Source organism: uncultured Salegentibacter sp. (genome assembly GCF_963972535.1).
Lineage (GTDB): Bacteria > Bacteroidota > Bacteroidia > Flavobacteriales > Flavobacteriaceae > Salegentibacter.
In genome coordinates this window covers 21,220-34,235 of sequence record NZ_CAXAVR010000021.1, presented here as the reverse complement: position 1 = coordinate 34,235, position 13,016 = coordinate 21,220, and the positions used below count along the sequence as shown (strand labels likewise).

Annotated in this window: 11 protein-coding genes and 1 pseudogene; 4 read left to right on the top strand and 8 right to left on the bottom strand. The window is 35.8% G+C overall.

The genetic code is table 11. The annotated features are described in order from the left end of the window. Nucleotides 1-610: pseudogene (locus tag AACZ30_RS04735) on the bottom strand (DUF389 domain-containing protein); the annotation flags it as partial. Nucleotides 611-711: 101 nt separating this feature from the next. Further along, complete coding sequence (locus AACZ30_RS04730) at nucleotides 712-2,583, bottom strand: S9 family peptidase (protein ID WP_339648007.1); 1,872 nt, start codon at nucleotides 2,581-2,583, stop codon at nucleotides 712-714. A 146-nt stretch (nucleotides 2,584-2,729) separates the two neighbouring features. Here AACZ30_RS04730 and AACZ30_RS04725 point away from each other — a divergent pair, with 146 nt between their 5' ends. Beyond that, nucleotides 2,730-3,170: a VOC family protein gene (locus AACZ30_RS04725; protein ID WP_339648005.1), complete on the top strand. Its 441-nt coding sequence runs from the start codon at nucleotides 2,730-2,732 to the stop codon at nucleotides 3,168-3,170. Here AACZ30_RS04725 and AACZ30_RS04720 read toward each other — a convergent pair. Continuing rightward, nucleotides 3,167-3,979, bottom strand: coding sequence for an HAD family hydrolase (locus AACZ30_RS04720; protein WP_339648003.1), 813 nt, complete (start codon nucleotides 3,977-3,979; stop codon nucleotides 3,167-3,169). The two genes, AACZ30_RS04725 and AACZ30_RS04720, sit on opposite strands and share 4 nt — an antisense overlap. Before the next feature lie 232 nt (nucleotides 3,980-4,211). Here AACZ30_RS04720 and AACZ30_RS04715 point away from each other — a divergent pair, with 232 nt between their 5' ends. Together AACZ30_RS04715 and AACZ30_RS04710 are read left to right on the top strand one after the other, a co-directional pair. Next, the gene (locus tag AACZ30_RS04715; protein ID WP_339648002.1) at nucleotides 4,212-6,692 is read left to right on the top strand and encodes a TonB-dependent receptor; all 2,481 of its coding nucleotides are present in this window, start codon (nucleotides 4,212-4,214) and stop codon (nucleotides 6,690-6,692) included. 61 nt (nucleotides 6,693-6,753) lie between these two features. Further along, complete coding sequence (locus tag AACZ30_RS04710) at nucleotides 6,754-7,872, top strand: PepSY-associated TM helix domain-containing protein (RefSeq protein ID WP_339648001.1); 1,119 nt, start codon at nucleotides 6,754-6,756, stop codon at nucleotides 7,870-7,872. Here AACZ30_RS04710 and AACZ30_RS04705 read toward each other — a convergent pair. Both AACZ30_RS04705 and AACZ30_RS04700 read right to left on the bottom strand, forming a co-directional pair. Further along, nucleotides 7,869-8,225 carry a phage holin family protein gene (locus AACZ30_RS04705; RefSeq protein ID WP_075327307.1) on the bottom strand — a complete coding sequence of 119 codons (357 nt, stop codon included), beginning with the start codon at nucleotides 8,223-8,225 and terminating at the stop codon, nucleotides 7,869-7,871. The genes AACZ30_RS04710 and AACZ30_RS04705 overlap by 4 nt on opposite strands. A gap of 119 nt (nucleotides 8,226-8,344) precedes the next feature. Then, complete coding sequence (locus tag AACZ30_RS04700) at nucleotides 8,345-8,977, bottom strand: ElyC/SanA/YdcF family protein (RefSeq protein WP_075327306.1); 633 nt, start codon at nucleotides 8,975-8,977, stop codon at nucleotides 8,345-8,347. Nucleotides 8,978-9,104: 127 nt separating this feature from the next. On the opposite strand from AACZ30_RS04700, the gene AACZ30_RS04695 reads away from it, so the two are divergent. Beyond that, the gene (locus AACZ30_RS04695; protein ID WP_339647999.1) at nucleotides 9,105-9,737 is read left to right on the top strand and encodes an NAD(P)H-dependent oxidoreductase; all 633 of its coding nucleotides are present in this window, start codon (nucleotides 9,105-9,107) and stop codon (nucleotides 9,735-9,737) included. On the opposite strand, the gene ribB is transcribed toward AACZ30_RS04695, so the two are convergent. The 3 genes from ribB to AACZ30_RS04680 are packed head-to-tail and all read right to left on the bottom strand — an operon-like array spanning nucleotide 9,734 to nucleotide 13,004. Then, nucleotides 9,734-10,882, bottom strand: coding sequence for a 3,4-dihydroxy-2-butanone-4-phosphate synthase (gene ribB, locus AACZ30_RS04690; RefSeq protein WP_093304929.1), 1,149 nt, complete (start codon nucleotides 10,880-10,882; stop codon nucleotides 9,734-9,736). The two genes, AACZ30_RS04695 and ribB, sit on opposite strands and share 4 nt — an antisense overlap. 30 nt (nucleotides 10,883-10,912) lie before the next feature. Beyond that, a complete protein-coding gene (locus AACZ30_RS04685; protein WP_075327303.1) occupies nucleotides 10,913-12,361 on the bottom strand; it encodes an LptF/LptG family permease in 1,449 nt (482 codons plus the stop codon). 1 nt (nucleotide 12,362) lies between these two features. Continuing rightward, nucleotides 12,363-13,004 (bottom strand): outer membrane lipoprotein carrier protein LolA, encoded by a 642-nt coding sequence (locus AACZ30_RS04680; RefSeq protein ID WP_339647998.1) that lies wholly within the window; start codon nucleotides 13,002-13,004, stop codon nucleotides 12,363-12,365. Nucleotides 13,005-13,016: the final 12 nt, after the last annotated feature.

Sequence of the window (13,016 nt, the reverse complement as noted above, 5' to 3'; positions counted from 1 at the left end):
GTGTAGTAAACATTCCATCGTTCAAAGAACTTTCGGAAACCAGTCTTCTGGCTACAACCGAGCTTAAGGCATGTTCCACTACAATTATTCCCAGTGCCGAAGTATGAATTATTTTTTCATCTTCTGAACTTATTACATAGGAGTTATGTGAAAGAGAAGATAGATGTCTTATGTTTTTGAAAAATGTATAAACTTCCCTTACAAAATTGTTGTTTTGATGATCTTCAGTGAAAATAAAAACATTTCCAATATTCACCGACTGGAAGATGGGAATATCGTTACAGTAGAGCATATCCAGGTTATGCGCTTCTTCATTTTCCAGAATTTCTTTTATAACTTCCTTAGGGTCGTTGGCAATGCCTAAACCTTTGGTGGTATATGTATTTTCTGGGTGAGGGAGAATTCCAACTTTGTGGTTTTGCTTCGCGGCTTTTGGTAAAAATTCCCTTAGAAATTCATCGCTTAAATAGGTAACTATTATATCGTCTTTTCCTGCTTCAAATTCGGTTTCAGGGTAATCTATGGTTTGTTTTTCGGTATTTTCTAATAACGGAAAAATATCATTTTCCACAGTTTCCCTATCATCAGGATGATGTAAAATATACAGCATAGTTTTCTATTGCGATTGCAACCGCCAAGATAAGGCTTTTTGAAATCGGCACTAAAAGTTTAACCTGAGTTTTTGAGTTCTCCCCTAAGAATAATATAAGCTTACTCTTCCTCTTTTAAATATTTATCTAAAAATTGTCTTATTTGCCTGTAACCGTCAATTTCATTTTCTTTTTTTATAAATCCATGACCTTCATCTTCAAAAACAACATATTCTACCGGCACATTATTTTCTTTTAGAGCTGCAACAATTTCATCTGATTCAATCTGAAGCACTCGAGGGTCGTTGGCGCCCTGTAAAACCATAACGGGATTTTTAACCTGTTCAGCGTGAAAAAGCGGTGATTTATTATAAAGCGCTACCGAATCTTTTACAGGATCTCCCATTTCTTCGTAAAGCGCTTCGCGGAATGCTTCCCAGTACGGCGGTATAGATTTTAAGGTACGCAACCAGTTAGTTACCCCAAATATATTTACACCTGCTTCAAACTCATCTGGAGTAAAGGTCATGGCCGCCATCGTCATATAACCACCATAGCTGCCTCCAAGAATTCCTATTTTTTCTGAATCTATATATTCCTGTTCCTGCAGCCATTTTTTACCCCAAATACAGTCTTTAAGATCTTCCTCTCCGTGTTTTTTATCGTCCATTTTAAAGAAAGTCTTGCCATAACCGCTACTACCGCGGTTATTTACAGCTAAAATGGCATAACCCTGATTCACCAAATACTGGATTAAAGCTGAATAACCTACCCGGGATTGACCTCCGGGCCCGCCGTGAACCCATACCAGGGCGGGAACTTTATTATCTTTTGTAGCTTGATGAGGTTTGTAATAAATAGCGGGAATTTCCAGTCCGTCAAAAGATTCGTAGCGTACAACTTCAGCTGAAACCAGATCTTCGGGGTTTATTTCGGGGTTTAAAGTATTGGTTAATTTCTTTAATTCTCCCGATGAAAAATTATAAACATATAGATTATTAGGAGCTTTTGCTGTGCCAATGGTAAGCCGCATTAGTTCTTCACTATCAGAAATATTTACTGCTACAATATCTTCATTTTCCATATCGGGAAGATCAACTTCCTCACCGGTTTTGGTGTTTTCAATAATTAAGCTGTTTTTCCCGTCTTCATTAATACCTATTACCCTGTATTTATCATTTTCACTAAGATAACTATACATTACGTCCCAGTTGGTCTCAAACAAATTGCTGCTTTTATTAGTTTCAAGATTATATGCTATTAAACTTTTAAATTCCCTACCGGCGTTGGTAATGTAATAGAAATGTTCATCATTTTTATCAAAACCGGAAGCAGAATATTGAGCTGATTCTTCTGAAAGTTCTGTCATTTCTTCGGTTTCTAAATTGTATAGATACAGCTTGTTTTCACTGGTGGTAATAGATTTGGTAAGGGCAATTAATTTCCCGTTGTGAGAGATATCTTCAAAAGAGAGATTTTCTTCATTTTTATAAATTAACTCACTTTCCCTGCTCTGCATATCCATTTCATATAAATCAAAAAACTGCGGATTCCTTTTGTTTGAAAGATAATAGAAACCGGTTTTCTCATTGTTCCATCCGGCAAATTGTGCTTTTTCATTTTCTCCGGGAGTTAGATCTGTAGGGTTTTCATTTGGCTCAAGCAGGTAAATATGGTTAATTTCATTTCCTCCTTTATCTGCCGAGTAAAGGATACTCTCAGAATTTGGAACATAATCTATAGCAAAATAGGAATCTTCTTCAGAAGAAGTTATTTGTTGCATTTCTGCGGAAGAAATATCAATTTCAAACAAATTAAAAATTCCACTTTTGTCAGAACTTACCAGTAGTTTATCTTCATCAGGAGAAAAATAACCTCCGCCTATTCTGGTATTTTCATAGAACTGTTCAATGGTATAATCTTCGGGTTCCTGGTTTTGTTGCGCAAATACGGGAAGGCTGAGAAAAGCCATTAGGTAAACAAAATATTTCATAATTAGAAGTTTTGGTTGGTTATGTGGTTTGATAATCAGTAAATTAAATAAACTAAATTTACGTAATTTTCGCTGAACTGATTTAGATAACCTATTTTTTGCAAAAAGTGGGGTTTATCACTATTTTAAAGAAAAAATATCTAAGTATGAAAAATAAGAATCTAACTTCAATTATCTTATTTGCAGCTACTACAGCTTCAAAAGAGTTTAACTTTAGGAAAGATCACGATACTATTAGGGTAAAAGATCTAAACACTTCCGTAAAATTTTACAAAGATATTTTTGGGTTAGAGCAAATAGATAATGGTGGTCTTGGAGACCATATTAAATGGTTTAAGCTGGGTAATAATGTACAGCTGCATTTGGTGGAAAGCGATACGAAAATAGAAAAAAATAAAGGTTTTCATTCTGCTTTTAATACTCAAAACCTATCGGAATTTATGGAATTTCTTAAGGATAAGAACATTCCTTTTGAAAACGGGAAAGGTGAAAAAAATACAATTACCAACCGCCCGGACGGGGTTAAACAAATTTATTTTCAGGATCCCGATGGGTACTGGATAGAGGTGAACGACAGTAAGGTTTAGCTTTTTACCGCATATTCCTTTTTAAGCAAGCCAAGTTCTTCAATAGTTTTTAAAACACCGTTTTCGTTGTTATCAAAATTGGTTAAATACTTACTTGCTTTAATAATCTCGGGATGCGCGTTTTTCATTGCGTAGCTGTATTTCGCGTTTTGCATCATTTCCAGGTCATTGAGGTAATCTCCAAAAACCAGAGTTTCTTCAGAAGAAATATTTAATTCTTCCTGGATTCCGCTAATTGCATTCCCCTTATTTGCAGTAATAGAAGTGATATCTATAAATACATGGGCGGCAATTGCTACTTTATATTCATTTGCATATTCTTCTAAATGCGGGTAGGTATTTTCTTCAACCCCATTAAAATTACAAAAAGTTACTTTTAAAAATGTGTCGTCTACCTGGGTGAGATCGTCTACTTTTTTTATCTTTTTATAAAATTTGTTGATTTCGTTAAAAAAGCTATCGTCTTTACTTTCTATATACGCCGAATTTTTCCCGCAAAGTACTAAGTGTGTATTAGAAAGTTCCCTACCTTTTCTTACAAAATCCATCGCGGCTGTTTTGTCTAAAGGGTTTACATACAGATCTTTTCCTTTATGCACTACGTGAGTACCATTTTCGGCAAAAAACATCATTCGGTCTTTAATTCTTTCAAATTTGCTCTCCAGATTGTAAAACTGCCGGCCACTTGCCACAGCGAACATTATTCCTTTATTATTAAGTGATTCTTCTATCTCCCAAAAATCTGGATGTATCTCGTGCTCGTCGTTCAACAAAGTTCCATCCATATCGGTCACAATCAGTTTTATCATAGCGCAAAATTAAGCTGCAAATATAAAAGATTAGAATTGGGTATAAGTTAAGAAAGCATCAAATGTCCTACTATCTAAATAGAAATTCTTGATGTATGTCTTTGATTCCCAAAAAGCTGAAGTGGTATTCGCTATTTTTATTTAAAATAATTATAAATAAGCTTTTGAAAAAGGGATTTCGTTTTTACATTTGCCGCGTATTTAAATCCAATCTAAATAAAAACACTGACTAATGAAGCTTTCAAATAGCCTGATTATGTTCTTTCTTTTAGCTATTCAAATTAGCTTTGCACAAAATAACGGTGCAATTAAAGGAAATGTAGTAAATAATGCAGCAAACCCGCTGTCTAATGTTAATGTTGAAGTTAAAGGTCTTCAAATTGGTGATGAAACCAATAATAGGGGAGAATTTACGTTAAGAAATATTCCAGAAGGAAACTATACGCTACAAATTTCTTATGTAGGGTATGAGACCCAGAATTTAAAAGTTAGCGTACAGCCTGGCGCAACTACCAATATTCCTTCTATTGTTTTATTAGGAAAGGAAGAGCAGTTGGGAACCGTGGTTCTAAGGGGAAATGGAAACGGCAATAAGTTTACCCGAAATACCAGCGTGAGTGTAGCAAAGATGCCACTTAAAAAGATCGAAAATCCGCAGGTTTATAATAATATTACCGCTGAGCTTTTACAGGAACAGGTAATTACCAATTTTGACGATGCGATTAAAAACGCTTCAGGCCTTACCAAACTTTGGGAATCTACCGGCCGTGGAAATGATGGTGCAGGGTATTTCTCGCTTAGAGGTTTTCCTGTGCAACCAACTTTAGTAAACGGTTTGCCGGCACTAACTAACGGGAGCCCAGATCCTGCCAATATGGAAAATATTGAAGTAATAAAAGGCCCGTCTGGAACGCTTTACGGAAGTAGCCTGGTGTCTTACGGCGGTTTGATTAATATCACGACCAAAAAGCCTTATAATTATTTTGGCGGAAATGTTTCTTACACTTTAGGAAGCTTCGGACTTAACCGTGTAACTGCCGATGTTAATACTCCGCTTGATGAAACCGGTGATGTTGCTTTAAGAGTAAACACTGCTTACCATACCGAAAACAGTTTTCAGGATGCCGGCTTTAATAAATCGTTATTTGTTGCGCCTTCGTTAAGCTATAAAGTAAATGATAAACTTTCATTTTTTATAAATATTGAATTTTACGATTCTGAAAGTACAAATCCTTTAATGTTGTTCGTAGATAGAGGTGCACCGCTTAGAGCTACCAATATAGAAGAATTAGGTTATAACAACGAGCTTTCTTACACCAGTAACGATCTTACTGTAGAGAACCCCACTTTTAGCCTGCAGGCGCAAATGAATTATGAACTTTCTGATAGCTGGACTTCTCAAACGGCAGTTTCAACAGGATCGGCTAAAGCATTGGGGAATTATTCATATTTATATGAAACTACTCAGTTTAATCAGGGTAGAGAAGAGGTGCCTGGTGAAGCAACAAATTTAGATGAAGGATTTGTGTTTTCCCGCTACATTAGTAATCAAAATTCTACAACTATAAGTAATGATATTCAGCAGAATTTTATCGGAGATTTTGAAATCGCAGGAATGCGTAACCGCACGGTAGTTGGTTTAGATTATTTCAATAGAAAAGTAATTGATAACAATAGCGGATATGTTGGAAATGGTGAGGTTTATATTGGTAAGGCCAGCCTTCAGAATGTAAACGAAAGTGTTTACGATATCTACGAGCCTGAAAACTATATCACCAATTACGATAGCGGAATTCTAAGTAAAGAAGGTGTAGCCGGCTTATTAGAAAACGTAAATAGGAATAATAATATCGCTGAAGAAGATATTTATAGCGCCTATATTTCTAACGTTCTTAATTTTACTCCGCAATTGGCTGTAATGACCAGTCTAAGATTAGACCAGTTTGAAACTGAAACCAATAGCCAGACCGCACTATCTCCAAAATTTGGAGTGGTTTATCAACCGGTTTTAGATAAAGTAGCGCTATTCGCAAATTACATGGATGGTTTTAGCAACGTGGGCCCAAGACAGGTAGATAACCTGGAGACCGGAGAAACAAGAACTATAGTTTTTGATCCTGAAAGAGCAAAACAATTTGAAGTTGGGACCAAATTAAACCTGCTTAAAAATCATCTTTCTGCTACCTTAAGTTATTACGATATCCAGGTTTCTAATATGGTAATGCAAGATGCTGAAAACCCTTTTAATCTTGTTCAGGATGGAGAGCAATATAGCCGCGGATTTGAAGCCAGTCTTACCGCCAGCCCTTTTGAAGGTTTAAATTTAATTGCAGGATTTAGCCATAACGATAGCGAATTAACTGAATCTGATCAAACTGATTTTCTTGGAAGAAGACCGGAATCTGCTGGGCCGGAAACTTTAGCTAACTTCTGGGCAAGCTATCGTTTTGTTCAGGGAAATCTTAAAGGTTTCGGACTTGGTTTTGGCGGAAATTATGCTAGTGAGAATATGATCTTTAACCGTCAAACTGCTGGTATTTTTACTCTTCCTTCTTACACGATTTTAAATGCTTCATTATTCTATAATGTAGATAAATTTGGAATTAATTTGAAGTTGAATAATCTTACCAACGAAGAATATTATACCGGTTGGTCTACAATAAATCCTCAAAGACCAAGAAACTTTGCGGCGAGTTTAACCTATAATTTCTAATTAAATAAATTAATATGGTCACCATCAAAAGTGTTTTGAGTTTTGGTGGTGGCCTATTTATATGCAGAAAAAAACAAAAAATAAAGGATTAAAGAAGTGGATTGCAAAACTTCATTTGTGGCTGGGACTGGGTTCCGGTCTTATTGTTTTTATAGTAGCAGTTACCGGATGTATTTTTGTTTTTCATGACGAGATTAAGGACATTACCCGCGATTATCGCAAGGTCGCCTCTCAAGAATCAACATTTGTAGCGCCTTCAAAACTTCAAAATAAAACAAAATCGCTTTTTCCTGAAGCCCAACCGGGAATGGTTGTTTACCAGGGCAGGGACCGTTCAGCTTTTGTTTATTCTGTTATAGATGAGGTGCCGCATCATATTTATTTCAACCCTTATTCTGCCGAATTTCTTCAGAAAGAAAACCTGGAAGACGATTTTTTTCTAATTGTAGAAGATTTACATATGCATCTCTGGCTTCCGGAGAAAATAGGGAAACAGGTAGTAGGAATTTCTACATTAATTTTCGTTTTCATGCTTATTTCTGGAATAGTGCTTTGGTGGCCGAAAAAGCGAAAAAACTTCAAGAAACGTCTTCAAATAAGATGGGATGCCAAATGGCGCCGTGTAAATTACGACTGGCATAGTATAACCGGATTATATATTTCGCTTCTGGCTTTGTTTATAGCCATTATGGGACTTAGTTTTTCTTATGATTGGATGAATCACGGCCTGTACGACCTGGCAAATCTATGGCAGGAAAAACCGGAAGACCGGTTAAATATTCAAATTGAAGATGCTGAATATTCTGAAAACGCCCTGGATATTGCAATAGTTGAAACCTTAAAACAACGGCCTGAAGATGAAATGTTTTTTGTGTGGGAACAGGGTGGAAGCGCACCAATAACAACAGGATCTTATCCTGAAGCCCTGGATTATGATCACCAATCCAACTTTTATTTTCACCCGGAAACCGGTGAATTATTGAAAAATCATGAATATTCGGCTAAAAGTACCGGGATGAAATTGCAGGAAATGACCTTTGGTTTACATACAGGGCAGTATTTTGATCTACCCGGAAAAATAATCGCATTTTTTCTAAGCTTATTTATAGCCGCCCTTCCCGTTAGCGGATTTATGATTTGGTTTGGTCGTAGGAATAAGAAAAGTAAGCCAAAAGCTTAAAAAAGTATCCAATCAACAATTCCGCCTACAATTGCTATAAAGACGGCCAACCATAACGAGGGGAGAAAACCTTCGGTCTTAAAATCGCTACTAAACTGGTCGGCAATTTCAATGATAATTGCGTAAGCAATAACCCGGGTTATAAATCCTAATCCCAGGAAATAAAAAATCCCGAAAGTAGCTACGTTTAGTAATAAAGTGAGGACCCAACTTAATAAAAAACTCAGCACACCAATAATTAATGCTACAATAATAGCCGTTTTAAAACCGTCTAATTTTACCTTGGGCATTATATTAGCCGCGGCAAGTAAAACCAGGGCATCTATAACAATATGCACTATCCATTGAAGCATGGCTTTCTTTATTTTTTGGTTAGGTTATTTAAAGATAGAAAAAATTAGCCAAAAGATTAAAAGCAATTTTACTCGATAATCGAGATTTTCCTGCTAAATACCCGGAGCTTGACGGTAGTTTACTTAGGATATTTTTCTAAAGTAGTAGGTTGCTGATTGGTAAGAATCTCCCAAATAGCTTTAAAATTAGCCAGTTGTTCGCGGCGTTTAATAGTTTCAGAAGAGGTATATGCAACGGGAGAGGCTTCTAATCCTTTATAGTCGGCATCCAGGTTTTTAGCAATATAAAGACTTCTGGGTAAGTGAAATTTTTGCGTGATTACTATGGCATCTTCGATTTCAAAAACAGATTTTGCCCTAAACATACTATCGTAAGTATCAAAGCCAGAATGATCTAAGATAATATCTTCAGAAGAAACTCCTTTTTTCAACAAATAATTTTTAATGGCATTTACTTCATCATAATCATCGGTTCTATGATCGCCACTCACCAGAAAATTTTCAATCTTATTTAACTTATAAAGTTGGTAAGCAGTTTCTACCCGATCTTCAAGAATTGGAGATAATTTTCCATCAGCATGTACACTAGCGCCAAGAATTATTCCTGTTTTTGCTGAAGGAATCTGGGTGATTTCAGAATAGATTAGGCCAGAAGTTTCTTTTTGCACATAAGCTTCTAATCCAAATATTATAAGGATGCTTATAATAACAAAAAGTGCAAAAGCGAGAATTAGTTTTCTAAACAGCTTCATAAGGCGGCGCCAATTATAAAACGAAGATAAAGAATTATAGTTTACCTATTTGTTTAATTTATTGAGGAAGCTTTATGCATAAAAAGTGATTGATTACCTTTGAAAGTCTTAAAAGAATACTTGAAACATGAGCAATATAAAAGCTTTACAATGGCGTTATGCCACTAAAAAGTTCGATCCGCAAAAAATTCTCTCTATAGAGAAAATAAACATTCTTAAAGAAGCCTTCAATTTAACTGCTACCTCTTATGGCTTACAACCTTTAAAAATGGTTGTGGTGCGCAATAAAGAATTGCAGGAGCAATTAAAAACTGCTTCCTGGGAGCAGCAACAGTTAAACACTGCGTCTCACGTTTTAGTGATTTGTATTGAAAAGAAAGTTGATAAGAATTTTATTGAAAAATACTTTAAAAGGGTAAAACACATACGCGAAACTCCAGATGATATTTTAGATCCTTTTAAAAAATCTTTGGTAAATAGTTTTGAATCTAAAGCTGAAGAAGAAGTGCTCGCCTGGGCACTAAATCAGGCTTATTTAACTTTGGGCACACTTTTAACCGTTTGTGCTACCGAAGAAATAGATGCCTGCCCAATGGAAGGTTTTGAACCCGATAAATATGATGAGCTCTTAAATTTAGGCGAACGCAATTTAAGATCGGTTCTGGTTTTACCGGTAGGTTACCGTGCGGAAGACGATATGTTTTCTGAATTTAAAAAGGTGCGAAGACCTTTAGATGATGTGATTATTGAAGTAAATTAATAATTTACGTATCGGGTAATTTCAAGTCCGTAGCCAATCATCCCAACACGTTTAGTTTGTTGAGAGTTAGAAAGCAACTTGATTTTATGAATTTCCAGATCGTGTAAAATCTGTGCACCAATTCCAAAATCTTTATTATCCATATTAATAGGCGGAGCTTTTACTTCGCCTTTTTTCTGGCGTTCTTTCAGCTCTGCAAGTCGTGGTAACAAATTTAAAGATTGTAATGCAGGATTTATAAAAACAATTGCACCGCGGCCTTCCTCGTTTATTGCCCTAAACATATTATCCAATTTCTTGTCGGCATCATTGGTTAATGTTCCAAGAATATCGTTATTAATTAGCGTAGAGTTTACCCTAACCAGAATTTCTTCATCGTTTTTCCAGCTACCTTTGGTAAGTGCTAAATGAACCTGGTTATTTGTAGTTTGGCGATAAGCTCTTAATCTAAATTTCCCAAAACGGGTATCAAGATCAAAATCTTCTTTCTTTTCAATTAAAGAATCGTGTTGCATTCTGTAAGCCACAAGGGCTTCAATAGAAACAATTTTAAGATCGAATTTCTGGGCAACTTCCATTAACTGAGGGAGCCTTGCCATAGAACCATCTTCATTCATTATTTCTACAATAACTCCTGCAGGTTCAAAACCGGCAAGTCTGGCAAAATCTATAGCAGCTTCGGTATGCCCGGTTCTTCTTAATACGCCACCTTCTTTAGCTTTAAGCGGAAAAATATGCCCGGGACGGTTAAGGTCTATGGGTTTGGTTTCAGGATCTATTAAAGACTGAATGGTTTTAGCCCTGTCTGAAGCCGAAATTCCTGTAGTAACACCCTTACCGCGTAAATCTACCGAGATGGTAAAACCGGTTTCCATAGGATCGGTGTTGTTACTTACCATCATTTCCAGTTTCAGGTTTTTACAACGTTCTTCAGTAATTGGTGCACAAATGAGTCCGCGGCCGTGAGTAGCCATAAAATTGATCATTTCCGGAGTCACTTTTTCTGCGGCGGCAACAAAATCTCCTTCATTTTCCCTGTCTTCATCATCTACCACAATAACAACCTTGCCTTCACGAATATCATCTATTGCTTCCTGAATACTGTGAAGTTTAAGCGGAGTTTGGGTAGTGGTTTCCTGAGCCATGTTATGTGTTATTTTGGGCTGCAAAGATATTTAATCTATTTTTCTTTTCGGCTTAATAATACCAGCTTTTTTAAGAGCTTTACGTATAGGTTCGGTAATATTATCAAAAGCAAAAAGACCCTGGTCTGTAGTAGCCCTATAGGTGAGATAAATTCCTAATGGCAACATAATTAAAGTAGAAAGCCAGGTGGCCAAAAACGGACTTACACTACCATCTTCGGCACTATTTTTAGCAAATATGCCAATAAAGTGATAAGTAAGAAAAAGTAGAACAGCAACAACCATAGGTAATCCCATTCCGCCTTTTCTAATTATAGCGCCTAAAGGGGCACCCACAAAAAATAAGATAATACAGGCAGCGGCCAGTACGTATTTTTCGTGTAGGGCTATTTCAAATTTGTTGATTTGTTTAGTAGAATTTTTTAACTCAGACTTTTTAATATTTAAATGAGAAAGTGCGCCATTGATAGACCCAAGGGAAAGATTAACAATTTGAATAGCCTGGTAGGTATCGTATTCTTCCAGAATTGTATTTTCTATTTCTTTTATAGAATCTGACGGATTAAGATTTACTTCAATTTTATCAAAATCTGTACGCCGGTACATATTTTCGCTAAGATTTCTTTTCTTTTCGTTATGAGCGGTAGAAAATGAATCTATACTTTGCTTGAGTTCAGAAATATTAAGCATTCCCTGGGTGTTACTGTAACTCTCATCTTCCAGGTCTACATTATTAAAATCTGAAAGATCCAGGTTTATGGTGTATTCTTCAAAATAACTCTTGGCAAAAGGTTTATTTCTTCTTTTAGAATAATCTGAAGGTTGAATTTCGTCGTAATAATTACCGTCTTTAAGAATGAGAGAAAGTACCTCGGAATCTGTGCTGCCCATTAATTCGCCTTCTTTGGCCTTCATTACGGTAAAGTTTCCGCTGCGGGCAGTTTTTTTGTGAATAATAACATCGGTTAGATACTGGCCGTTATCTCCACTTTTATCATCAACTTTAATATTTATGGTTCCCAAATCGTTAAAAACCCCTTCGGTAATGGCCATTGCGGGTTTTAATTTGGCAATATTTTTCCTAAGATTTATAGATTTATATTCTGCGGCGGGAATAACATTATTGGCAAAAAAGAATGCAGTAACACTTACTAAAAGAATAAATAAAGTTAAGCTACGCATAGCTCTTTGAAGTGAAATCCCCGAAGATTTCATTGCCGCAAACTCATAATTTTCGGCAAAATTACCAAAAGTCATTATGGAAGTAAGCAGGATAGTAAGTGGTAAAACCAGTGGCACCAGTTTGGGGGAGAAATAGAGAAGGAATTTAAGAATAATTTCAGTATCCAAATCTTTCCCGGCCAGTTCACCTATGTACAGCCAAATGGTTTGGAGTACAAAGATGAACATTAGGATAATAAAAACTGTAAAAAACGTTTTTAGGTAACTGGTGAGTATGTACCGGTCTAATATTTTCAATTTAGTCTAATCTATTGATGTAAAAATCTTCGTAACGATCTTCTTCAAAGGTAAAAAGGTTTTGTGCCAGTTCCTGGTCGGTTTTAAAGCTTTTTACAGTAATAGTTATTTTGGTGTTATTATCCTGGGTTTGGATAAGATTATAAATATGCTTGGTTTGGCTATCTATTCCCAATAGAATATTCTTAACCTCGGCATCACTATCTTTTGGAGTTAATTTTACATATTGAATTTTACGACCATTCAAATTTTGAGCGGCGTCCATTTCATAATTGTAACCTTCTTCATAAAAGGTGAACATTTTTGACGGAGTGATATTATTTTCTTCCTCTTCAACATAGGTAGAAATATTTATCTCTTCGTCTTCAGGAATAATGGTATAAATTTTCTCTCCATCAAACATTTGGGTAGTTCCCATTAAATTTAGTACATATTTTTCTCCTGCAATACTTACATCCCCACGGGTTTCCTGGTTTACATTTGCCGCATTATTTTGTAGAGTGTATTTAAAATCTATCACCATATTGTCATAGCTTTTAACTTTAGAAGAAACTTCTTTTAAAAGGTTTTCAGCTTTTTGAGAATTCTGGGCGTTTAAGCTCAGGGTGAAAACAGCGAGCGTAATTAAAATTAAATTTTTCATCTTAGTAATTAG